The following is a 21,030-nucleotide window of genomic DNA, read 5'->3' on the forward strand; positions in this document are numbered from 1 at the left end:
TCCGGGCCTTCCGAGGCGACAACTTCCCTGTTGTTGTCGTCTGCGATCGCGCCGAGGGGACGTTGTGCCATCCGCAGGCACGTTGATAGGCGGCATCATCAGCCGGGCCACCCGTCGAGGTACTCGGCGAAGGAAACGTCGCCCCGCTCGTCGCCGCCGATTTCCCGGAACTGGTCCAGGTCGTCGTAGCCCGGAGTGTCGGGCAGCAGCACCCGCAGGGGGTGCGTGGCGTGATCGGCCAGGAACTTCCACAACGCTCGGGTCAACTCCGGCTGGCCGGAGTTGGCGGTGTAACCGTCCTGGAAATAGCCGATCCGCTGATCCCCCAGCCGGTAAGCGGTGCCCAGCGCCATACACGAGGCGCACTGCGGACAGGCCAACCAGCCGGTGAGCGACACCCGAGAACCCCTCAATCACATCGTCATGCCACGCAGTCCCAGCATGCCAGCTCCGATCCGCTTGCCGTCCGGATCATGCACGGTCACCCAGACACCCCGGTATTTCGCCAGGTCTGCATCGGTGCGGCCGCCCCAGAACCGCTGCAGCAGGCGGCCCACGTCGGTGCCGGCCGGCATCTGCACGAAGACCTCGCCGTCGTACTCAACTTGACGGGCGGCGCGGGACATCTCACCGCTGAAATTGCCCCCCTTGAGACACTTGACCTCCCGCCGGAACGCCGCAGTGCCGCCGGCTCCGAGGAAGGTGACGTCCGCCCCTTCGCCGCCCGGCCCCGCCACCTGCGGTCGGGTGTCCTGTGGGCCGCGCAACGCGGCGTCGGCGTTGGCTTCGCTGAGTCGGAAGTTCTCGTTCGAATCGTCGATGAGCCGCCGGATCGCCGCCGTTCGTTCTGCGGGCGTCAGGTTGATGCTTCTCTGGCCCCGGCAGGTGCCACAAGACTCGGCAGCCAACGTGACATTGCGTTTGAAGACCTCGAGCGGATCGATCGGCAGGGAGGAGGGCCCATCCAACGCGGCCGTGCTCTGCATCGGAACGGAGACGGTAGGTGGGCCAGCGGGCGAATTGGTGGAGCCGCCGACCCCGGCCCCGCCCGCACCACAGCCGGCCAGCGCCGCTGCGACGGCCAAGATCAACACGACCGTCTTGCGCCGCGACATCCCGTGACCCCCCGATCCCTGTGAGTGCAGGGGATCATACCGAGCTGACAGTTCGCACGGGGGGCGACGAACTGCGGCAACAGTGTCTGCACTAGACGTTCCGGGGCGCGATTGTTGGCACGGTGATGCAGATCAGACCACATCGGCGCTCGGATCGTGTGACACTCCAGGCTCGATATCCGATGCAACGTATACCTGGGGGTGCGGCATCATCAGCGGATGAGGGAGGAAACGATCGCCGTGCGGGCGCGGGTTCGCCACGAGCCGGACCGCTCATATGCGGTACTGGTTGACGGACCGGACGGTGAGGTGGAGATCGGTCGGACCTCCAAGACCAGCGAGGTGCTGGCGTTGGCCCGCGCCGGTGCGGCCCGCCTGTTCGGTGTGCCGGCGGACAGCATCCGAGTGGACGCCGGCATCGAGTTCCCTCGACCACCCTACGGGCGGGACGGACAGTGGGTGCGCATCGTTGCAGCGACAGACCCGGACGACCCGTCGGAGGCTGAGCAGGTCGGCCGTCTGGGGCAGGCGCACTGGTTCGGTGCTGAGGGTGCCTGGTTCGTGACAGTGACCGGTTCCGGCACCGGCATACATCCCAGCGAGCACCTCGATTTCGCACCGACCATGCGGGACGAAGAAGTCGCGGCGTTCCATGCCTACATCTCCGCGTCCACCGGGCGGGACAGCTAGCGGCCGTCCCCCAAGCGGTCAGTTGCTCGCGTCTCTCTCGGCGGCGTCGATGTTGACGTCGGTGACCACGAACATGCCGAGCAGCAGGGTCAACGTCAGCAGGCCCAGGATGGCGAAGACCGCGCGGAGGCCGAAGACCTCGGCCAGCAGACCGCCGACCAGCGCGCCGGCCGGCATGCTTCCCCAGGCCAGCATTCGGTAGCCGCTGTTGACCCGGCCGAGCAGCCGGTCCGGGGTGATCCGCTGGCGTAGCGAGATGGTGATGACGTTCCAGGTGGCGAGCAGGATTCCGCCGACGAAGAAGACCGCGCCGATCACGTACGGGTTGATGCTCAGCGCCGGTACGCCGACGACGGCGGCCATCGCCAGCACGGAAAGCGCCAGGGTGCGGGACCGCCCGAGCCGTTGTTCGATCCGTGCGGTGGCGATCGAGCCGAGCACGATGCCGGCGGCGATGGTGGTGAGCAGGAGGCCGTACCCGGGTTCGGTGAGGCCGATGGCCGAGTCGGGGCCGACCGCGTAGAGCACCAGCACGGCGAAGATGCCGCTGGTGATGAAGTTGCTGGTCCCGACCATCGTGGCCAGGGTGCGCAGCAGCCGGTGCCGCCAGAGGAAACGTAGCCCTTCGGCGATGTCGGCGCGCATCGTCGTCGGGGTGTCGCGTTCGATCCGGAACCGGCCGGTGACCAGGAGCAGCGCGGCGACGGCCAGCGCCCACAGCACCGCCGGCCCGGCGAGCGCGAGGGCCACCCCGGCGGCGACCAGGAAGCCGGCGAGTGGTGGGCCGACGAACTGGTTGGCGGCGAGTTCCACGGCGGCCAGTCGGCCGTTGGCCCGGGGTAGCTGGTCGCGGGTGACCACCTGCGGCAGGATCGACTGGGCGGAGGTGTCGTAGAGGGTCTCGGCCATGCCGAGACCGAGCGCCACCAGGTAGAGCAGCCAGATTGACCCGGCGTCGAAGGCCACCGCGAGCGCCAGCCCGCCGACGACAACCGCGCGCAGGGCGTTGGCGGCGAGCATCACCTGACGCCGGTCGAGCCGGTCGGCGAGGGCGCCGGCCGGCAGCGCGAACAGCAGCCAGGGCAGGCTGAACGCGGTGGCGACCCCGGCCACCAGCACCGGTGAGCGGGTGTAGCCGACGGCGACCAACGGCAGCGCGATCTTGACGATCCCGTCCGCCAGGTTGGACACCGCCGACGCGGACCAGAGCCGCCAGAACCGGCCCCCCAGCCCGCCCTCGTCCGGGCGGGGTGATGCATCCGTACGCACTGGTTCCTCGACCCCCGTCACGCCGACGATCATCGCAGCGTCGCGGCGACCGGCGAAAGGCCGCACGGCCTTTCACTGAGTGAAATAGACGCTGCCGATCAGCGGTCGGATCACGGGATCATCCGACCGCACCCCGCTCCCGTCCCGAGAGAGGTTGGGTCACGATGGCGTTCGCCCGCAACCAGTGGTACGTGACGGCCTACAGCAGCGAGGTGGGGCGGGATCTGCTCGCCCGCACCGTGCTGGGTGAGCCGCTGGTGCTCTACCGCACCGAGTCCGGGGAGGCCGTGGCGCTGGCCGACAGGTGCGTGCACCGCCGCTATCCGCTCTCCGAGAGCCGACTGGACGGCGACACCATCGTCTGCGGCTACCACGGTTTCACCTACGACCAGACCGGCACCTGCGTCTTCGTACCCGGTCAGCAACGTATCCCGCGTACCGCGCGGGTCGCCTCGTACCCGGTGGTGGAGCAGGATTCGCTGATCTGGGTGTGGATCGGCGACCGGGACCGCGCGGACCCGACCACCATTCCCCGCGCGCCCTGGCTGGACAACCCCCGGTACGCGGTCGTCCGCGGGATGGAGCCGCTGAACGCCCGTTACAGCCTGCTGGTGGACAACCTGATGGACCTGTCCCACGAGACCTACCTGCACGGCGGCTACATCGGCACGCCGGAGGTGGCGAACACGCCGATCACCACCGAGGTCGACGAGGAGCGGGGCATCGTCTACGTCAGCCGGCACATGGACGACGCCGAGTGCCCGCCGTTCTACGCCAAGTCGACAGGGATCCAGGGCCGAATCACCCGCTGGCAGGACATCGAGTACCACCCGCCGTGCCTGTACCTGCTGCACAGCCGGATCGCGCCGCAGGGCCTCTACCCGCCGGCCGAGGGCGAGGACAGCGACGCCTTCCACGCCGAGATCGTGTACGCCATCACGCCGTCGACGGAGCACACCACCTACGACTTCTGGGCGGTGGCCCGGGACTTCGCCATCGACGACGAGTCGGTGAGCGAGTACCTGCACCAGAGCAACCGCACGGTGGTCATGCAGGACGTGACGGCGCTGAACATCCTGGAGCAGGTGATCGCCTCCGAGCCGGACAAGTACCAGGAACTCAGCATCAACATCGACACCGGCGGGCTCGCCGCCCGACGGCTGATCGCGCGGATGGTCGAGGCGGGGACGGTGGGGGCACCCCGATGACCGAGCCGGCCAGCATGCTCACCGGCGACCGGATCTACCGGATCCACTGGATGCCGGGCACCGACACACTGCGCGGGATCTGCCACTGCGGTGCCGAGCGCGTCGCCGAGGAACCGGTCGAGCTGTGGGAGTGGCTGCTCGCCCACCCGTACGGTCATCAACCGCCGGAGGTGGTCGCGCCGAGCCCGCACGCCGCACCGACCCGGACGCCGGTGGCGGCATGACCGCCGACGACCTGGACGGCGTGGAGCTGGTGGTGGCCGAGCGGGACCGGGCGGCGACGGGTGTCGACGTGTTGGGCCTGTGTCGCCCCGACGGCGGGGACCTACCCGCCTGGTCGCCGGGTGCCCACCTCGACCTGGAACTCGGGCCCGGGCTGGTGCGCCAGTACTCGCTCTGCGGCGACCCGGCCGACCGGGCCACCCTGCGGGTCGCGGTCCAGTTGGAGCCGCAGGGGCGCGGTGGCTCACGGCACGTGCACGAGCGTCTCACCCCGGGCGCGACCGTCCGGGTGCGCGGGCCGAGGAACAACTTCCCGCTGGTGGCGGCGCCGCGCTACCTGTTCATCGCCGGTGGCATCGGCATCACCCCGATCAGGCCGATGGTCGCCGCCGCCGACGCCGCCGGCGCCGACTGGCGCCTGGTGTACGGCGGACGCAGCCGCGCCACAATGGCCTTCGCCGACGCCCTGCGGGAGAAGTACGGCGACCGGGTGGGCCTGTATCCGCAAGACGAGACCGGCCTGCTCGACCTGGACGAGCTGCTCGGGCGGCCGGCGGACGGGCTGGTCTACTGCTGTGGGCCGGAGGCGTTGATCGCGGCGGTGGAGCAACGTTGCCGGACCTGGCCTCCCGGGGCCCTGCACGTAGAGCGCTTCACTCCGCTGGCCCCCACCGAGGCCGTGGACGCCCCCGTCGAGGTGGAACTCACTCTCAGCGGCCGGACGCTTACCGTGCCGCCGGGCACGTCGATCCTGGAGGCGGTGGAGGCGGCCGGCGTGCGGGTGCTCTCCTCGTGCCGGGAGGGCACCTGCGGCACCTGCGAGACCCCGGTGTTGGACGGGGTGCCGGAGCACCGGGACAGCTTGCTCACCGAGGCGGAACGGGCCGCCGGCGACACCATGATGATCTGTGTGTCGCGGTCCGTCACGCCCCGGCTCACGCTGGAGCTGTGACCGGCGGGGCCGGGGTCGGCATGATGGCGGGGTGGACGCGCAGCCCGGACGGTCGGTCACCAGCAAGGTGCTGGCCCTGCTCGACGCGTTCACCCCGGCCAGCCCGGCGCTGACCCTCAGCGAGCTGGCCCGGCGGGCCGAACTGCCGCTGCCCACCGCGTCCCGCCGGGTCGCCGAGCTGGTCGCCTGGGGCGCGTTGGAGCGCGGTGACGACGGGCGGTACCGGATCGGGTTGCGGCTGTGGGAGGTCGGTTCCCTCGCTCCCCGTGGGCTCGGGCTGCGCGAACTGGCACTGCCGACCATGGAGGACCTGTACGAGGTCACCCACGAGAACGTCCAGCTCGCCGTCCGGCAGGACGTCGAACTCGTCTTCATCGAGCGGATCGCCGGGCGGCACGCGGTGCCGGTGCTCACCCGGGTCGGTGGCCGCTTCGCGCTGCACGCCACCGGCGTCGGGCTGGTGCTGCTCGCGTACGCGCCGGCCGAGGTGCAGGAACAGGTGCTGGCAGCGCCGTTGGAGCGGTACACCCCGCTGACCATCACCGATCCCGGGCGGCTGCGACGCGGGCTGGCCGAGGTGCGCCGCACCGGGTACGCGATCAGCGACCGGCAGGTCACCATGGACGCCCTCTCGGTCGCCGCGCCGATCTACGGGCCCGAGGGCGCGGTGGTCGCCGCGATCTCACTCGTGGTCGCCCAGCACCGGGCGGACCCGGTCGCGCTGGCACCGCTGGTTCAGGCGGCCGGTCGGACGATCTCCCGATCCCTCGGCGGCCTGGACGTGGAGGGCAACCGCACGCCGCAACGCACCTCGGTGAGCGTCGCGGCGCTGAACCGGGCATACGCGACCGGCCGGGTCAACCAGTTCGACGGCGGGCTGCGCTGGACCCCGGTCATCGAGACCCGTGGCTACACCGATCCCACCGGAGACTTCCATGACCGGTTCCGCTCCTGGACGATGCGGGAACGCCTGGTGCGGGCCAACGGCAACGCCGACAACCACGTCAGCGTGACCGGCCCGGCAGGAGCGGCCAGCGCAAAGCTCCAGGAGCGGGCGCTGGCCGACATGGACGCCTGGCTGACGGCCCGGACCCGGCTCGCGGCGACCCGGCCGCACCTGCGCGCCGAAGCGCTCACCCGGCTGTCGCGACCGCGCGGCGTGGCCGACGGCTGTGTCACGCCCGAGGGGGAACGGATCGTGGAGCGGCTGACGCTCGACCCGGACGCCCGGTGCAACCAGCTCTACCCGTACCACCGCAATCCGCGGGTGGTGGCGGGCGGGCCGACGACCTCGGCGGTGCTCAAGTGTCAGCTCCAGCCGCTGCGCAAGTCCGGGTACGGGGTGCGCTTCACCGCCGAGCAGTGGGACCGGCTGCGTACGGTCTTCCCCGACGGTGTCTGTGACTGGTCGAAACCCGGCGTCGGGCAGCGCCCGCTCGCCGGCACCTGGATCCGCTTCTGACGCGCAGCGTGGGCGGGGAGGATCGCCCGTCGCGCGCAGCCTCCCGCCCGCGCTCAGTCGGGAAAGGCGAGCAGGCGCAGCAGGCCGGCCAGCCGCTCGTGCTCCTCGGGGGTGACCGTGGCCAGCAGGCCCAACTCGACGGCACGGGCGGCCTGCTGGGCGCGGGCGAAGAGGTCCCGGCCGGCGTCGGTCGCGACGAGGACGTTGGCCCGCCGGTCGGCCGGGTCGGTGCGACGCTCCACCAGGTGACGCTTCTCCAGCCCGTCGACCAGCGCGACGACCTGGCTCGGGTCGAGGCGGAGGAACTCGGCCAGCTCCCGCTGAGTGGGTCGGGCCCCGTCGGCGGCCAGCGCGAGCACGGAGTAGGAGCGGGCCTTGAGGCCGTGCTCGGCGAGGGCGGCGTTGGCCGCCGCGAGCGTGAGCGCGTTGGCGCGGGCCAGCAGGAAGACCAGGTCACCGCCGAGCACGCTGTCCCGCAGAACGTCGCGCCCCGGCGTCCGGGTCTTCCCGCTAGCGGACATGGCGACGATGGTAGCAAGTTTCCTCAATGATTGACATTTTCAACGGTTCGTGTTCAGATCGGGCGGACACGAAGGAGTTCTCCATGTCCCTGGACGGCAAGGTCGCCATCGTCACCGGATCCGGACGCGGTCTCGGCCTCGCGTACGCGCAGGAACTCGCCCGGCAGGGCGCCGCCGTGGTGGTCAACGACGTCGACGCGCAGACCGCCGCCGACGCCGTCGCCTCGATCGAGGCGCTCGGCGGTCGGGCCGCCGCGGTGGTCGCTCCGGTCGGCCCGACCGAGACCGCCGAGCAGCTGGTCACCACCGCCGTCGAGACCTTCGGTCGACTCGACATCCTGGTCACCAACGCCGGCGTGCTGCGCGACACCGTGCTGTGGAAGATGACCGACGAGGACTTCGACACCGTCATCAACGTGCACCTGCGCGGCACCTTCACCACCGTGCGCGCGGCGGTGCAACACATGCGGGCGGCCGGCGAGGGTGGCCGCATCATCTGCATCGGCTCCCCCACCGGCCAGCGCGGCAACTTCGGCCAGACCAACTACGCCGCCGCCAAGGCGGGCATCGTCGGCATGACGCGCACCTGGGCGCTGGAGCTCAAGCGCGCCGGCATCACCGCCAACACCGTGGTTCCGGTGGCCGCGACCGCCATGACCGCCACGGTTCCCTACTTCGCCGCCGCCGTGCGGGCGGCCGAGCAGGGCGAGCCGATGCCGGCGTTCTTCCGGCACGATCTCGGCTTCGGCACGGCGGACGACGTCGCCGGTCTCATCGCGTTCCTCGGCTCCGACGCGGCCGGCGGCGTCACCGGGCAGGTGATCGGGGTGGGCGGCGACCGACTCCAGGTCTGGACCCACCCGGAGGCGGCGCTGACCGCCCACCGCGAGGGCGGCTGGACGTACGATGCTCTGCTCGAAGCCTGGCCGGCGACGTTCGCCGGGGCGCTGCAGAGCGTCGGCGAGCGGTTCCCGGAACTCCCCGAGGAGTTCAAGACCGCAGGCTCCTGACCCGCCGGAAGAAAGTTCCCCATCGTGTACCAGCCCGCCATCGACCTCGACGCCGTCACCGCGATCGACGTGCACGTGCACATCGAGATCGACGAGCACGGCCACAACTCGCTGCCCGACGACCTGGTGGCGGCGGTGTCGAAGTACTTCAAGGCCGACGGGCCGCGCCCGGCGATCGAGGCGGTGGCGCGGTACTACCGGGAACGCCAGATGGCCGCGGTCGTGTTCACCGTGGACGCCCGCACCCAGCTGGCGCACCAGCCGCTGTCGAGCGTCGAGATCGCCCGTGCCGCGGCCGAGCACGCCGACGTGCTGATCCCGTTCGGCTCCGTCGACCCACGCACCGGGGCGGCGGCGCTCGACCTCGCCGGCCGGCTGATCGAGGACGAGGGCGTACGCGGCTTCAAGTTCCATCCCACCGTGCAGGGCTTCGATCCGAGCGACGAGCAGTACGCCCCGCTGTGGGGTCTGCTGGAGAAGGCCGGCGTGCCGGCGCTGTTCCACACCGGACAGACCGGCATCGGTGCCGGCATGCCGGGCGGCTACGGCTTCCGGCTCGGCCTGTCGAACCCGATGCTGCTCGACCCCGTCGCGGCCGAGTTCCCCGACCTCCAGATCATCATGGCCCATCCGTCGGTGCCCTGGCAGGACGAGGCGCTGTCGGTGGCCACGCACAAGCCGAACACCTGGATCGACCTGTCCGGCTGGAGCCCGAAGTACTTCCCGGCCGAGCTGGTACGGTACGCCAACTCACTGCTCAAGCGCCGGGTGCTGTTCGGCACCGACTACCCGCTGCTCACCCCCGACCGCTGGCTACGGGACGTACGCGGCACCGACCTCAAGCCCGAGGTGCTCCCCGGCATTCTGAAGGACAACGCCGTCCGGCTGTTGGGCCTGTCCAGCTGACGACGAGAGGACGCTCATGACGACGACGATCACCTACGAACAGCTCGCCGACCTGGCCGGCACCGACCTCGGCTACACCGACTACCGGACGGTCACCCAGGATCAGGTGAACCTCTTCGCCGACGCCGCCGACGACCACCAGTGGATCCACGTCGACCCCGAGCGGGCGAAGAACGGGCCGTTCGGCGCACCCATCGCGCACGGCTTCCTCACGCTCTCCCTGGCGGTGCCCTTTTGGACCGAGCTGCTCGACGTGAAGGGGGTCACCACGAAGGTCAACTACGGCCTCGACAAGGTGCGCTTCCCGGCCCCGGTCAAGGTCGGCTCGCGGGTCCGCATGACCGCGACGGTCGCCGAGGTCGTCGAGGTGACCGGCGGCTACCAGATCGCCGTCGACCAGACGATCGAGATCGACGGCGGCACCAAGCCCGCCGTGGTGGCGCGCGGCCTGTACCGCTTCTACGCCTGACGGTCACCGGACCGGCCGGCCACGCATCGACGCACCATCCTCCACCACCGGGAGTCCGCTGATGCACGAACAGGGAATCGGCGCCTGGCTGGCCAAGCGCCGACTCAAGTCCCCCGACAAGGTCGCCCTCGTCCACGGCGAGGGCGCCACCGTGACGTACCGCCAGTTCGCCGACGGCACCGACCGGGTCGCGGCGCTGCTGCGCGGCCTCGGCGTCGGCAGGGGCGACGCGGTGGCCTATCTGGGCGAGAACAGTCCGGACTTCCTCCGGGTGATGTTCGGCGCGGCGCGGCTGGGCGCGGTCTTCGTGCCGGTCAACACCCGGTTGGCACCGCCCGAGGTCACCCACGTGCTCACCGACTGCGGCGCGCGGGTGCTGATCCACGATCCCGAGTTCGACGATCGGGTGGCCGCCGCCATCGGCACCGGGCCGTCCCCCCGCGTCGTCGTCACCGGGGAGGGCACCGCCGACCAGCCGGGACTGACCCGGCTGCTGGGCACGACCGCCGCGGACGCCAGCGCCGCTGTCGCGGTGAGCCTGGACGACCCGGCCGCGATCATCTACACCTCGGGCACGACGGGGCGGGCCAAGGGTGCCGTGCTTACCCACGGCAACCTCACCTGGGTCGCGCTCAACTGCGTGGTCGACTACGACGTCGTCTCGACCGACGTCGCGCTGATGATCTCGCCGTTGTTCCACGTCGCGTCCCTCGGCATGGGAGCACTGCCGGTCATCCTCAAAGGCGCCACGCTGGTGCTGGAGAAGGGTTTCGAGCCGGGACGCGCGCTCGCCCAGATCGAGCGGCACGGCGTCACCATGCTCAGCGGCGTACCGACCACCTACCAGCTGATGGCCGACCATCCGAACTGGAGCGCCACCGACCTGTCGACGTTGCGCAAGCTCACCTGCGGCGGCTCGGCGGTGCCGACCCGCATCCTCAACGCCTACGAGGAGCGCGGCCTGTCGTTCTCGCAGGGCTACGGCATGACCGAGGCGTCGCCGGGCGCGACGTCACTGCCCCCCGCGATGACCCGCGCCAAGCAGGGCAGCGTGGGCCTGCCGCACTTCTTCACCAGCGTGCGGATCGCCGACGAATACGGCGCACCGATCGCCGACGACGGCATCGGTGAGATCCAGATCTGCGGCCCGAACGTCTTCCCCGGCTATCACCAACTGCCGGAGGCGACGGCCGAGGCGTTCACCCCGGACGGCTGGTTCCGCTCCGGCGACCTCGGATACCTCGACGCCGACGGCTACCTCTACATCTCGGGCCGACTCAAGGACATGATCATCTCGGGGGGCGAGAACATCTACCCGGCCGAGATCGAGGTCCTGCTCGGCGAGATCGACGGGGTGACCGGGGTGGCGGTCATCGGCGTACCGGACGCGCGGTGGGGCGAGGTGCCGTGGGCGATCATGACGGTGCGCGAGGACGCCACCGTCGACGTGGCGACGGTGCGCCAGTTCCTCGACGGCCGGGTGGCCCGCTACAAGGTGCCGAAGAACGTGGTCGTCGTCGACGAGCTGCCCCGCACGGCGTCGGGGAAGGTGCGCAAGGCCGACCTGCGGAGCCGGTTCGCGCGTTAGGCCCGACCGCGTCGGGCCGGGTCGCCGCCCGCCCGCGCCGCCACACCACCGATGTTCCTGGACACCGCACCGGTGCTGCTACCGCCGACGAGAGCGGCGAACTCCTCGGCGGAGGCCGCGGCCAGCCGCTGGTGCATCCGCCGGTAGACCTGGGTCGACCGCTCGGCCGGCCACTGCGCGTCCATGAACTCGCGGGGCAGCCTCGGGTCCGCGCGCAGCAACGCCAGCCAGTCGGCCACCAGCATCGTGCGTACGGTGAGCGCGCTCGCCGCCTGGGTCGCGGCGCCAGGGTCGCCCCACACCTCGATGAACGCCAGGTGCTCGCGCCGGATCGCCTCGATGTCCCACGCCGCGCGGACGCTGTCGGCGATCGGGAAGCCGGCTAGTTCCCGGGCGTGGAAGGCGATGACCGTCTGGGGAGGAAGGTCCTGGCACAGCGGCTCCAACGAACCGGCGAGGTCGACCTCGCCGGGTGCCAGCCAGAGCCCGTCGCGCAGCGGCGCGAAACCCTCCCAGGTGAGGGTGGAACGCAACCGGTGGCGCAGGGTCCGCTGCCCCTCGGGGATCGTGAACGTGACGAGGGTCCAGCCGGTGCCCTGCGGATCGAACGGGCGCGGGCCACGGACGCGGGCGGTGGCCTCCCGCAGCACCGCCACCCCGTGCTCGGTGAGCGAGAACTGGATCTCCCGACCGCTCTTGCTCCGGTCGAGCATGCCGGTCTGCACCAACCGGTCGAGGGTCGCCCGCGTCGCCGGTGCGGCGACGCCGGCTCCTTCGAGCACACCGATCAGGACGCTGGCGCGGATCGGGCCAGGGTCATCGTCGACGACGTGCTCGCCGAAGAACGCGAGCAGCAGCTGCTTCGGCTGACGACTGCGCACAGCCCTCCCCCTCGGGCGGATCCGCCCCTCGGCACCGTCACGGGGCGACGGTCTGCCCGCGCTTCGCACGCTGGATCTGGTCGTAGACATGCGTGCGCAGCTCGGTGAAGCGCGGCAGCGCCCGGGTGGTGATCTGGTCGCGCTCCGGCGGCAGGTCGACGGTCAGATCCTCCTGTACCCAGGTCGGCGACGCGGACAACACCAGCACCCGTTCCCCCAGGTACACCGATTCGTCGATGTCGTGGGTGACGAAGAGAACCGAGATCTTCCGGGTCGTGTGCAGCTCGCGGACGAGATCCTCCAGGTCCGCGCGGGTCTGCGCGTCGACCGCGGCGAACGGCTCGTCCATGATCAGCACTTCGGGTTGGTACGCGATGGCCCGCGCGATCGCCACCCGCTGCTGCATGCCACCGGAGAGCTGCCACGGGTGACTGCGGGCCGCGTGCGCCAGCCCGACCGCCTCGATGGCGTCGGTGACGAGCTTGTCCCGGGCGGGGCGGGACAGCCGCTTGTGCCGCAGCGGCAGCTCGACGTTGCCCCGGACGGTCAACCACGGATAGAGGCTGCGGCCGTACTCCTGGAAGACGACGGCCATCGCCGGACTCGGACCGGTCACCGGCGTCCCGTCCATCTCGACCAGACCGCTGGTGGGCCGGAGCAGACCGGCGAGACACTTCAGCAGGGTGGTCTTGCCGCAGCCCGACGGCCCGACGATGCAGACGAGTTCACCGGAGCGCATGGTGAAGCTGATGTCACCGATCGCCTCGACATCGCCGTTCGTGGACTCGTAGACCTTGCGCAGGTGCTCCACCCGCAGCAGGGTGCTCTGGTCAGGCACGGTTGACCTCCCTGATTCCGTGGTACCAGCGCAGCACCCGTCGCTCGACGACCCCGAAGGTCGCGGCGAGGAGCACGCCGACGAGGCCGAGCAGGAGAATGCCACTCCACATCTCGGCGATGAGGTAGTTACGTTGGAAGTAGGCGATCCGGTAGCCGAGTCCGGCGGACGAGGCGAACATCTCCGAGATGACCATCAGGATCAGCGCGACCGAGAGCCCCTGCCGGACCCCGGTCATGATCCGCGGGCTGGCCGCCGGAAGCACGAGGAACCGGAGCCGCTCCCACCAGGTGATCTGGAACGAGTCGGCGGTCTCGGACATCACGCTGTCGGTGGCCCGGACACCGTCGATCGTGTTCAGCAGGATGGGCCAGACCGCGCCGGAGACGATCACGACCACCTTCATCGTGTCGGTGATGCCGAGCAGCAGCATCACGACCGGGATGAGCACCGGTGGCGGGATGGCCCGGAAGAACTCCAGCAGCGGTTCGAGCAGTTCCCGTAGCCACTGGAACAGTCCGATGAGCGTGCCGGCGGCGATGCCGATCACGATCGAGGCCGCGATGCCGAGGGCGAGCCGGTAGAGGCTCGGTAGCACGTCGTCGACGAACGCGGGGCCGACCCAGGTCTCCCGGAAGGCTTCGAAGATCGTGACAGGTCCGGGGAAGAACCGGTTCGTCGACGAACTCGACGCCAGCCCCCAGATCACCAGCAGCAGGAAGGGCAGCCCGAGGGGGTAGAGGAAACCCGCGGCGACCCGGCGTCCGAGGCGCCACCCGGGCGACGACCGGTAGCCGATCCGGCCGGTGTGCGTGGTCACAGGACCTCCTCACCGCGTACGGACTGGTGCCACGACAACGAACGTCGTTCGATGAACCGGAAGACGAGATTCACCAGCAGCCCGAGCAGCCCGGTGACCACCACGAAGGCGTACAGCCCGACCGCGTCACCGGCGGAGCGGGACAGCTCGATCATCCGCCCCAGACCGGGGTTGCCGATCACCATCTCGGCGGTGATGGCGAGGATCAGGGCGACCGCCGCGGCGAGCCTGACGCCCGTCATCAGATACGGCAGCGCGGTCGGCAGCACCAGGTACGACAACCGCTCGCGGCGGGTGAGTCCGAAGCTGCGGGCGGTGTCCCGGGCGACCGCGTCGACGTCGGCGACACCGTAGATCACCTGCACGAAGACCTGCCAGAACGACGCGTAGATGATGATGAGCAGGGCGGCCTGCATCTGGATGCCGAACAACAGCACGGCGAGGGGAATGAGCGCCACCGACGGGATGGGCCGCAGGAACTCCACCACCGTGTGGGTGGCGCGGCGCAGGAAGGGCACCAGGCCGACGATCGTGCCGAGGACGACCGCGGCGGCCGTGGCCACGGCCAGACCGATCGCCCAGGAGGTCATGGTGTATCCGAGCCGCCGCCAGAAGGCGAGGTCACGGAACTCCTCGGCGAGCCGGGCGAACACGTCGGTCACGTACGGCAGGTACTGCGAGTTGATCAGGCCCAGGGTCGGGACGAGTTGCCAGACGACGAGGAACCCGGTCAGCCCGACAACGCCCAGCATCACCTTGCGCAGCGAACGGGGACGTCGGAGGGACAAGACGTGCATGTTGCTCCCGTGGTCGGCGGCGACGCCCTTCCCGGCCGGTGACCGGGAAGGGCGGGACCGCGCCGGCTACTACTGCTGTTGGATGAGGCGGTCGAAGTTGGGCTGCTGATCGAGCACCTTGTACTTGCCGGCGAGCGTGGCCAGCGACTCCAGGCTCGCCCGGTCCAGCTCCCAACCGAAGCGCGGCAGCTTCACCGAGTCCGCGACCGGCTCCGGGAGTTCCAGGTTGTCCTTGATCGCCTGGCGGACGGCCGCCTCGTTGGCGGAGTCCTGCGCCCACGCGAGGGTCTCCTTCATCGCCGCGGTGAAGTCGGCGACCAGCTCGGCCTCGGAGTCCATCTGCTCCTTGGTCGTGATGGCGGTGAGCGTCGCGAGCCCGGGGGCGACGGCCTGGTAGGGCGCGACGACGAACGTGTCGCCACGGTTGCGCAGCTGGGTGACGAAGGGTTCCGGCACCCAGGCGGCGTCGATGTTGTCGGCTTCGAGCTGCGCCGGGACGTCGGGGAAGGCGACCTCGACGAACTTGATCGTGGACGGGTCACCGCCGTCCTTCTCCACCGCGGCCATGATCGTCACGTCGCCGGCCGCACCGAGGCTGTTGACCGCCACTCGCTTGCCCGCGAGCTCCGCCGGCCGGGTGATGCCCGACTTGGCCGAGGCCACCACGGCGTTGATGTCGTCGCCTTCGGCGTAGGACGACGCGTAGTTGCCGATGATCACCACGCCGAGGTCCTGCAGGTCGGCTCGGAACGGGCCGAACGGCTGACCGATGGCGAAGTCGATGTCGCCGTTGATCAGCGCGGGGATGGCCTGGGCCCCGCCCTGGGCGGGCAGCACCTCGACCGAGAGTCCGTGCTTTTCGAAGATGCCGGCCTTCATGCCGCCCCACAACGCGGCGGTCTCGGTGATCGGCAGGGCCGCGACACGAACCTGGCGGAGTTCGCCGCTGTCCTCTCCCGAGGGGGTGGCATCCGAGTCCGTACATCCAGCGAGCGCGATCGCGACGCTGGCGATCAGCCCGAGCGTGAATACCTTCTTCATCGACAAGGCCCTTCCTGGGGCGGGGGTGGTGGGCGCGTCAACACCTACGGGCGCCTTCAGACCTACGGCGGGCTCGATGTGAGTGAGATCACCCGGCCGTGTTGGCCATCGTCGGCCACCGACCTTCGAATGTCAAGAAATTCTGACGCCCGTCATGAATCGATTGAATATCGGTTTGGGTACGTCAACCCAACGCGCGGGCCAGCTCGGTGCGGGACCGGATGCCGAGCCGATGGTAGATGTTGCGCAGGTGATGGTCGATGGTTCGGGTGGACAGGAACATCTGCCGGGCCACTTCCCGGTTGGTGGCGCCGGCGGCGACCAGGTGGGCGATCCGCAGTTGCTGGCCGGTGAGCAGCCGCACGGCGTGTGGGTCCGGCGGGCCGACGGACTCCCCCGCCGCGCGCAGTTCCACTGTCGTCTGCCGGGCCCACGCCTGCGCACCGAGCAGGATGAAGGTCTGCCGGGCCCGGTGCAGGTGATCGCGGGCCTCCCGGGGGCGGCGGGCGCGGCGAAGTTCCCGGCCGAAGAGCAGCTCGGTGCGCGCCCGCTCGAAGGTGGCGGCATCGATCGGGTGCAGCGACAGCGCGGCCCGGAAATGCTGCTCGGCCTCGGTGCTGCCGCGCGGGGCCAGCAGGGCGTGGCAGCGGGCCGACAGCGCCCGGCGCAGCGGGCTGGCGGTGCTGCCGGCCCACCTGTCGAAGACAGCGAGCGCCGCGCTGGCCCGGGCGTGCCGACCGTCGTGCGCGGCGGCCTCCACCAGGTGGGGCGTGGCCATCACCTGGACGAGCACCTGACCGCGCCCGGTACCGGGGCGAGCCAGCGCGGCCAGCCGGTCGGCGGCGTCGGCGTACCTGGCCTCGGCCAGGTCCAGCAACGCGAGGGCCCATTGGGCGAGGGCGTGCGGACGACTGCCCGGCACGGCGGCGTCGCCCAGCTCGGCGACGTGACCCAGGCTGGTGTCGCGGTCGGACCGTACGGCCGCGAGCACGGCGAGCAGACCGAGGTGTACGCCGACGCTCGTGTGCTGGCCGGCGGCCCGCGCCACCCGCAGCCCTTCCCGGCAGCTGCTCGTCGCGGCCTCGTGGCGGCCCAGCCAGTACTCGCTCATCGCCCGCAGTTCGAGCGCCCTGGGCAGCATGGACACCTCACCCCGGTCGAGGGCACGTTCGACGGCGTGGTCGGCGAGCCGGTACGCCGCGGCGTCCACCGCGACCAGCAGACCGGCCACGGCCGCGCCGGTCAACGCGGTAGGGGTTGCCGCGGCACCGGTCAGCCGGCCACCGAGCACCACCGCCCGACGCAGCAGCGGCCCACCGTGGGCGTGCTCGCCACGCAGCGTCGCGGCGACTCCGGCGACCAGGGTGGTCAGCAGCTCTACCCACGGCGGATCCCCCTCGTGCCGAAGCGCCGCCGTCCGGCGGGCCACCTCCGCGTAGCGGTACTGGTCACCGCAGTAGCAGACGGCCTCACCGGCACGGACCAACGCGACAAGCGCCGACTCGCGGTCGACGTCGGCAAGCGTGCTCGCGGCGGCCAGCAGGTTCGGCAGCGCGGCCGGCACGGGTCCGCAGCGCAGCCGCATCTCGCCACGCAGCAGTTCGGCGAGGCCCCGGATGGCGGCGATCCCCCGATCGCACACCACGTCGCCGCCGGCACCCGGTCCGGCCGGTGCGGGCGACACCTCGTGCCGCGACGCACCGGTTCCGTTGCCACGTCCGTCCGGCGATACGGCAGGCGGACCGATGGGTGCATCCGCGACGTGGTGCAGCAGCGCGCGGGCCCGGTCGGGTTCGCCCGCCTGCCAGGCGTGTCGGGCGGCGCTGATCCGCCGGCCGGCGGCGAGCACCGGATCGTCGCTGAGTTCGGCGGCCCGGGCCAGCGCCGTCGCCGCGGCGGAGGGGTCCACACGGTCGCCGGCAGCGTCCGCCAACTCCGTGGCCAGCGCCGGTGCCGGTCCGTCGGTCGCCGCCGACAGGTGCAGCGCCCGACGCAACCGGGCTCCGGTGCCCTCGAACGCGGCGGCGAGCAACAGATGGGCGTCGCGCCGTGCGGCAACGGAGGCGGTGGCCTCGACCATGGCGCGGACCAGCGGTCGGGGGAAGGCGGCGCCACCCGCCGCCGTGAGCCGGATCAGGCCGGCGGCCTCGGCCGGTGCGAGCGTCTCGACACTGCCGCCGGCCGTGCCCAGCACCCGGCCCAGCGTCACCGGATCCACGACGTGAGCCTGGTCGGCCGGGCTCGGGTGGGTTGGGGCGGTGGCGGCGAGCGCGGCCAGCAGCAGCGCGTGCCGCGTGTCGCCGGGCAGGCGGCAGAGCAGTCCACGGTACGCCCGACCCAGGTCGCCGTCGGCCGGCACAGCCGCGGGCAGGGGCTCGGCACCCTGCCACTGGCCGGGTGTCAGCGAGTCCGCGAGGTCGACGAGGGCCTGCGGGTTCCCGGCGGCGAGGGCGCTCAGCCCGGCCAGCACCGGGCCCGGTGGTGGCGACCCCGGGCGGCGAGCGGCCAGCAGGGCGTGACTGTCCGGTTCGTCGAGCGGCAACAGCCGGTGGTGGGGTATCGCGTCCGCCCCGCTGTCGCTGCCGGCGACGAGCAGCAGGACGACGGGCAGGTGCGGCAGGCGTCGAGCCACCAGGGTCAGCAACCGGGCGGTGGGAGCGTCGCCCGCGTCGAGGTCGTCCATGGTGCACAGCAGCGGACCGTCGTGGGCGGCCTCGGTGAGCAGACCGAGCACGGCGTGGGAGAGCACGAGCTGGTCCTGGTCGCGACAGCCTTCGCCGGCCATCGCCCGGCCCAGCACCTGCCGGTGCCGTTCGGGCAGCGCGCCCGCGCCGTCGAGCACCGGACCGAGCAGCCGCTGCAACCCGGCGTAGGGCAGCGTGGCCTCGTCGGGCAGGCCGGTGGCGGCGAGCAGGCGACGATCCCGACCGTGCCGGTGGGCGTACGCCAGCAGCGTGCTGCGCCCGGAGCCGGGCTCGCCGTGCAGCAGCAGCGCTCCCCCGGCCGATGCCGCGAGCAGCCTGCGGATCTCCCGACACTCCGCCTGCCGGCCCCGTAGCACATCTATTTGCACCGTTGATGCATTAACCATGCATCGAGTCTCGCCTAAGCGTCGGCGCTTGAGAAGAGGGAATTGTCGGGTGGCGGGAGCCCGGGGTCAGCGGTCGGCCGGCTCGGCGAGCAGCGCGCCGACGGTGCGGGCCATCACCGCCCGGGCCGCGTCCACGCCCAGCCCGAGGCCGTCGCGCAGGGTTGACCACGCCGGCCAGGTGCACGCCGCCACCACGGCGTTGACCAGCTGGTCCCGGGCCGATCCGGCGCGGTCCAGTTCGTCGGCGAACAACTGCTCGACCTCGTCGCGTACCCGGGCGATGTGCTTGAGCCGGTTGCGGCGCAGTTGCGCGGAAACCGGCTCACGCATCTGCGCGGCCCGGGCCGACGGCGCGATCAGTTGCAGCAGTTTCGCCCGCTGCCGGCAGAACGCGTCGACCCGCTTGGTCAGCGGCAACGTGGGTGAGATCGGCCGCCAGGCGGCGTCCTGCTGGCGCAGCAGTTCCGCCCCGCTGGCCTCGAACAGGGTCTCCATGTCCTTGAAGTTCGTCCAGAGCGTACGCAGGGAGATGCCGGCCCGCTCGGCGATGCGCTCACCGGTCGGGCGCAGGTCGCCCTCGGAGATGAGGGCGAGATGCGCCTCGACGATCGCCGCCCGGGTGCGCTCGGCCCGGGCGGTGCGCCCGTCCACCCGGCCGGCCGCCTCGGCACTGACCATCCCCGCCGTCCCCCTCACCCTGGCGTCGCATGCGTGCGTGCCGAGTCTAGGCGTTGACCGGACCCGGCCCGGACGAGCCTCGTGGGACCCGGCCGGGCCGCCGCGCTCGCGGTGACCGGTTCGCTCACCGCGCCCGGTGTGCGCCGCCCGGGCGGCGCACACCGGGTGAGCGGATCAGGCGCTCGGCACGCCGTTGGCCGGTGGCGGTACCGGCGGTGCGGCGTACTCGTTGACCGGCCCGTCGGCCTCGTCGGTCTCGTAGGTGGGGCCGAAGTAGCGCTGTTCTCCCCCCTCGACCCGGCTCAGCCGGCCACCGCCGTAGCCGGAGTGGTCGGTGGCGGAGAACCGCAACGGCGCCACACCCGGCCCCTGGTAACCACCCTTGCGGACGGCTTCGACGAGCGACTCCCGGGTGAGGTCCTTGCCGGCGGCCTGGAGCACCTGCACGAACAGGTAGCCCACCGCCATGCCGTAGACGGTGTTGCCGTCGAACTCCGCACCGCCGTTGTGCTCCGCGTTCACCTTGGTGAACAGCTGGATCCACGGGTCGTCGCTGTCGCCCTGCATCGGCAGGTAGTTCAGGCCGATCAGCCCCTCCAGCAGTCCGGCGGCGTCGCCGAGCTGCCGGGACAGCGTCGGCAGGTCGGCGCCCACGTTCGACACCACCCACTGCGGCTTGAAGTCCAGTCGGGCGGCGGTGCCGACCGACAGAGCGGTAAAGCCGGGCACGGTGGCGAGGATGACCACCTCGCAGCCGGCCGCCTTGAACGCGCCGATCTGCGGCGCGACGTTGGTGTTGCTGGTGACGTACGTCTGACGGGCCGCCACGCCGTCGGCACCGAGCACCTTCTCCACGCCGGCCAACGCGTCGCGGCCGAAGTCGTCGTCCTGCCCGAGGAAGCACACCTTACGGCCGGGCAGGGCGCTCTTCACGTGGTTCGCCAGGATCTTGCCCTCGACCGTGTAGTCCGGGTTGAAGCCGAAGGTGTTCGGGTAGCGGTCGGGCTGGTCCCAGTTGCGGCTGCCGGAGGCGACGAAGAGGTCGGGCACCCGGTTGGTGTGCAGGAAGTCCAGCACGCCGGTGTGGGTCGGTGTGCCGAGGCCGTTCAGGATGGCGAAGACCTTGTCCTGCAACACGAGCTGCCGGACGACCTGCTGGGTGGTGGCTGGGTTGTAGCCGTCATCCACGATCTTGTAGGTGAGCTTGCGGCCGTGCACACCGCCGTTGGCGTTGACGTAGTCGAAGTACGCCTTCGTCGCCGGGGCGATCTTCGAGTAGCCGGCGGACGCCGGACCGGTGAGCGGCATGTGGGTGCCGACGACGATCTCCGTGTCGGTGACCCCGGGCACCGCCGCCCCCGCACCGGGATCGTCGTCGGCGCCGCAGGCGGCGGAGGTGAGCAGCAGGGTGAGGGTGGTGGCGATCACGAGACCGCGTCGTGCCGTGCTTCGCATGGGACACCGACCTTTCA

The 21,030-nt window shown here is 71.2% G+C and carries 21 protein-coding genes; 9 read left to right on the forward strand and 12 right to left on the reverse strand.

Annotated features, from left to right (window positions below; all coding sequences use genetic code 11):
• Positions 1–98: 98 nt before the first annotated feature.
• Both O3597_RS11780 and O3597_RS11785 read right to left on the reverse strand, forming a co-directional pair.
• On the reverse strand, positions 99–398 hold the full coding sequence (locus O3597_RS11780) for a hypothetical protein (protein WP_281604169.1): 300 nt from the start codon (positions 396–398) through the stop codon (positions 99–101).
• A gap of 15 nt (positions 399–413) precedes the next feature.
• A complete protein-coding gene (locus O3597_RS11785) occupies positions 414–1,115 on the reverse strand; it encodes a hypothetical protein (protein ID WP_281604170.1) in 702 nt (233 codons plus the stop codon).
• Positions 1,116–1,334: 219 nt separating this feature from the next.
• Here O3597_RS11785 and O3597_RS11790 point away from each other — a divergent pair, with 219 nt between their 5' ends.
• Complete coding sequence (locus O3597_RS11790; RefSeq protein WP_281604171.1) at positions 1,335–1,805, forward strand: hypothetical protein; 471 nt, start codon at positions 1,335–1,337, stop codon at positions 1,803–1,805.
• Positions 1,806–1,823: 18 nt separating this feature from the next.
• Here the strand turns inward: O3597_RS11790 and O3597_RS11795 are convergent, their stop codons facing one another.
• Entirely contained in the window at positions 1,824–3,095 is a 1,272-nt protein-coding gene (locus O3597_RS11795; RefSeq protein WP_281604172.1) for an MFS transporter, read from the reverse strand.
• A gap of 143 nt (positions 3,096–3,238) precedes the next feature.
• Between O3597_RS11795 and O3597_RS11800 the strand changes: the two genes are divergently transcribed.
• Genes O3597_RS11800 through O3597_RS11815 form a run of 4 tightly spaced genes read left to right on the forward strand, consistent with a single transcriptional unit; the run spans position 3,239 to position 6,918 of the window.
• Positions 3,239–4,282, forward strand: coding sequence for an aromatic ring-hydroxylating dioxygenase subunit alpha (locus O3597_RS11800; RefSeq protein ID WP_281604173.1), 1,044 nt, complete (start codon positions 3,239–3,241; stop codon positions 4,280–4,282).
• Positions 4,279–4,506, forward strand: coding sequence for a hypothetical protein (locus O3597_RS11805; RefSeq protein ID WP_164447074.1), 228 nt, complete (start codon positions 4,279–4,281; stop codon positions 4,504–4,506). The genes O3597_RS11800 and O3597_RS11805 overlap by 4 nt, the downstream gene beginning before the upstream one ends.
• The gene (locus O3597_RS11810) at positions 4,503–5,456 is read left to right on the forward strand and encodes a PDR/VanB family oxidoreductase (RefSeq protein ID WP_281604174.1); all 954 of its coding nucleotides are present in this window, start codon (positions 4,503–4,505) and stop codon (positions 5,454–5,456) included. The genes O3597_RS11805 and O3597_RS11810 overlap by 4 nt, the downstream gene beginning before the upstream one ends.
• 31 nt (positions 5,457–5,487) lie before the next feature.
• On the forward strand, positions 5,488–6,918 hold the full coding sequence (locus O3597_RS11815; RefSeq protein ID WP_281604175.1) for a DUF6351 family protein: 1,431 nt from the start codon (positions 5,488–5,490) through the stop codon (positions 6,916–6,918).
• 53 nt (positions 6,919–6,971) lie between these two features.
• On the opposite strand, the gene O3597_RS11820 is transcribed toward O3597_RS11815, so the two are convergent.
• Entirely contained in the window at positions 6,972–7,439 is a 468-nt protein-coding gene (locus O3597_RS11820; protein ID WP_164447079.1) for a MarR family winged helix-turn-helix transcriptional regulator, read from the reverse strand.
• 83 nt (positions 7,440–7,522) lie between these two features.
• Between O3597_RS11820 and O3597_RS11825 the strand changes: the two genes are divergently transcribed.
• From O3597_RS11825 to O3597_RS11840, 4 genes are all read left to right on the forward strand, one after another.
• Positions 7,523–8,449, forward strand: a complete 927-nt coding sequence (locus O3597_RS11825; protein ID WP_164447080.1) for an SDR family NAD(P)-dependent oxidoreductase — start codon at positions 7,523–7,525, stop codon at positions 8,447–8,449.
• 24 nt (positions 8,450–8,473) lie between these two features.
• Positions 8,474–9,355, forward strand: coding sequence for an amidohydrolase family protein (locus O3597_RS11830; RefSeq protein ID WP_281604176.1), 882 nt, complete (start codon positions 8,474–8,476; stop codon positions 9,353–9,355).
• 16 nt (positions 9,356–9,371) lie between these two features.
• Positions 9,372–9,824, forward strand: coding sequence for a MaoC family dehydratase (locus tag O3597_RS11835; protein ID WP_164447081.1), 453 nt, complete (start codon positions 9,372–9,374; stop codon positions 9,822–9,824).
• Between the two features lie 61 nt (positions 9,825–9,885).
• Complete coding sequence (locus tag O3597_RS11840) at positions 9,886–11,412, forward strand: long-chain fatty acid--CoA ligase (protein WP_164447082.1); 1,527 nt, start codon at positions 9,886–9,888, stop codon at positions 11,410–11,412.
• Here the strand turns inward: O3597_RS11840 and O3597_RS11845 are convergent.
• From O3597_RS11845 to O3597_RS11880, 8 genes are all read right to left on the reverse strand, one after another.
• Positions 11,409–12,293, reverse strand: coding sequence for a PaaX family transcriptional regulator C-terminal domain-containing protein (locus tag O3597_RS11845; protein WP_281604177.1), 885 nt, complete (start codon positions 12,291–12,293; stop codon positions 11,409–11,411). The genes O3597_RS11840 and O3597_RS11845 overlap by 4 nt on opposite strands.
• 37 nt (positions 12,294–12,330) lie before the next feature.
• A complete protein-coding gene (locus O3597_RS11850) occupies positions 12,331–13,131 on the reverse strand; it encodes an ABC transporter ATP-binding protein (protein ID WP_281604178.1) in 801 nt (266 codons plus the stop codon).
• A complete protein-coding gene (locus O3597_RS11855; protein ID WP_281604179.1) occupies positions 13,124–13,951 on the reverse strand; it encodes an ABC transporter permease in 828 nt (275 codons plus the stop codon). The genes O3597_RS11850 and O3597_RS11855 overlap by 8 nt, the downstream gene beginning before the upstream one ends.
• On the reverse strand, positions 13,948–14,739 hold the full coding sequence (locus tag O3597_RS11860) for an ABC transporter permease (RefSeq protein WP_235944652.1): 792 nt from the start codon (positions 14,737–14,739) through the stop codon (positions 13,948–13,950). The genes O3597_RS11855 and O3597_RS11860 overlap by 4 nt, the downstream gene beginning before the upstream one ends.
• A 78-nt stretch (positions 14,740–14,817) precedes the next feature.
• Positions 14,818–15,789: an ABC transporter substrate-binding protein gene (locus O3597_RS11865; protein ID WP_164447085.1), complete on the reverse strand. Its 972-nt coding sequence runs from the start codon at positions 15,787–15,789 to the stop codon at positions 14,818–14,820.
• 184 nt (positions 15,790–15,973) lie between these two features.
• Complete coding sequence (locus O3597_RS11870; RefSeq protein WP_281604180.1) at positions 15,974–18,880, reverse strand: LuxR family transcriptional regulator; 2,907 nt, start codon at positions 18,878–18,880, stop codon at positions 15,974–15,976.
• A 66-nt stretch (positions 18,881–18,946) separates the two neighbouring features.
• Positions 18,947–19,558, reverse strand: coding sequence for a TetR/AcrR family transcriptional regulator (locus O3597_RS11875; RefSeq protein WP_216592413.1), 612 nt, complete (start codon positions 19,556–19,558; stop codon positions 18,947–18,949).
• A 174-nt stretch (positions 19,559–19,732) separates the two neighbouring features.
• Complete coding sequence (locus tag O3597_RS11880; RefSeq protein ID WP_281604181.1) at positions 19,733–21,013, reverse strand: ABC transporter substrate-binding protein; 1,281 nt, start codon at positions 21,011–21,013, stop codon at positions 19,733–19,735.
• Between the last annotated feature and the right edge of the window lie 17 nt (positions 21,014–21,030).

This window comes from Verrucosispora sp. WMMA2044 (assembly GCF_027497155.1).
Taxonomy (GTDB): domain Bacteria; phylum Actinomycetota; class Actinomycetes; order Mycobacteriales; family Micromonosporaceae; genus Micromonospora; species Micromonospora palythoicola.

Coding starts and splice junctions, on each gene's coding strand:
- O3597_RS11785 (WP_281604170.1), bottom strand. CDS start 1,115: ATGTCGCGGCGCAAGACGGTCGTGTTGATCTTGGCCGTCGCAGCGGCG.
- O3597_RS11790 (WP_281604171.1), top strand. CDS start 1,335: ATGAGGGAGGAAACGATCGCCGTGCGGGCGCGGGTTCGCCACGAGCCG.
- O3597_RS11800 (WP_281604173.1), top strand. CDS start 3,239: ATGGCGTTCGCCCGCAACCAGTGGTACGTGACGGCCTACAGCAGCGAG.
- O3597_RS11805 (WP_164447074.1), top strand. CDS start 4,279: ATGACCGAGCCGGCCAGCATGCTCACCGGCGACCGGATCTACCGGATC.
- O3597_RS11810 (WP_281604174.1), top strand. CDS start 4,503: ATGACCGCCGACGACCTGGACGGCGTGGAGCTGGTGGTGGCCGAGCGG.
- O3597_RS11820 (WP_164447079.1), bottom strand. CDS start 7,439: ATGTCCGCTAGCGGGAAGACCCGGACGCCGGGGCGCGACGTTCTGCGG.
- O3597_RS11825 (WP_164447080.1), top strand. CDS start 7,523: ATGTCCCTGGACGGCAAGGTCGCCATCGTCACCGGATCCGGACGCGGT.
- O3597_RS11835 (WP_164447081.1), top strand. CDS start 9,372: ATGACGACGACGATCACCTACGAACAGCTCGCCGACCTGGCCGGCACC.
- O3597_RS11840 (WP_164447082.1), top strand. CDS start 9,886: ATGCACGAACAGGGAATCGGCGCCTGGCTGGCCAAGCGCCGACTCAAG.
- O3597_RS11865 (WP_164447085.1), bottom strand. CDS start 15,789: ATGAAGAAGGTATTCACGCTCGGGCTGATCGCCAGCGTCGCGATCGCG.
- O3597_RS11870 (WP_281604180.1), bottom strand. CDS start 18,880: ATGGTTAATGCATCAACGGTGCAAATAGATGTGCTACGGGGCCGGCAG.
- O3597_RS11875 (WP_216592413.1), bottom strand. CDS start 19,558: ATGGTCAGTGCCGAGGCGGCCGGCCGGGTGGACGGGCGCACCGCCCGG.
- O3597_RS11880 (WP_281604181.1), bottom strand. CDS start 21,013: ATGCGAAGCACGGCACGACGCGGTCTCGTGATCGCCACCACCCTCACC.